1 pseudogene is annotated in these 1,033 nt (G+C 45.7%); it reads right to left on the minus strand.

What is annotated here, in order from left to right:
- Positions 1–1,033: pseudogene (locus L1D50_RS23050) on the minus strand (hypothetical protein); the annotation flags it as partial.

Consider the following 1,033-nt stretch of genomic DNA (forward strand, 5'->3'; position numbering starts at 1 on the left):
TACCACTTTGATGTGGCACATATCATCCAACACATTTTGATGACGTGGGATCTCGATATTGTGATCATCTAGTTCACCTTTTAACTTGGGCATCCACTCGGCATACCAGTTATCGTTAAGGTGTACACATTCAACCAATTCAATACCAAACTCTAAGGCTGCTGCTTCGGCAAGATAGCCACCGTTGCCCGTGGCATCAAAAGCAGCACCGCGTAGTCGTGGTAGTTGGCGCAATATAAAAAACACCACTTGGCGCTGCACTTCGTAAGGGGCGTTTTTAATTTCAATTACAAAAGGTACGCGCTTGTGTAAGTCAGCACGTATGCGAAGTGGTACTAATGATGTTAAATCTCCCGAGCGTGCAAAATCCTCACCGAAGGCATGTTGTTCTTCAGGGGTGAGCTTATCCAGTAGTGGCTGGATCACGTCTTTACAAAACTGTTCTGTTTCTTTGTAGCGCTGTTCAGTCGTCCATGTCATCCACTCATCTGTACAAGTCAAACGATGAATTGGGATCGATTTGTCCCTTACCATTGCCTCTTCAATCACAATGCGCTTGAGGTAGTTACCACCACTACGCTTAGGTACACAAAAATATTCTTCGTCAGCACTCTCTTTATTGGGCGACTCATCAATCCTAGCCTGTCGCCACTCAGCTTCGGCTTCAGGCGACCACTCCCAACCCTTAACGAAGCATATACGTTTGTATAGGCCATCCTTTAATGCATCATCTAAAGTGATTCGATGAACTGAATAGGGTTTTTTACCTTCCCGGGCATCTTTGATGTACTCATTAAAGAGGTTATCTACACCGTTATGAGTAGAGATGATCCGCACGCGGCTGCCCCACATACGCAAAGCCATTGCAGCCTGAAGCAGTGCATCTAAAGATTCATGGAACGCGGCTTCATCTATAACCACATCACCTTGTAGCCCACGCAGGTTTGAGGGGCGGCTTGATAACGCTTGAATTTTAAATCCGCTGTTAGGAAAGCGGATCATGTACGTTAGGATCTCTTCTTTCTTTTCGCTG

Source organism: Pseudoalteromonas sp. Isolate6 (assembly GCF_022398435.1).
Classification (GTDB): Bacteria; Pseudomonadota; Gammaproteobacteria; order Enterobacterales; family Alteromonadaceae; genus Pseudoalteromonas; species Pseudoalteromonas galatheae.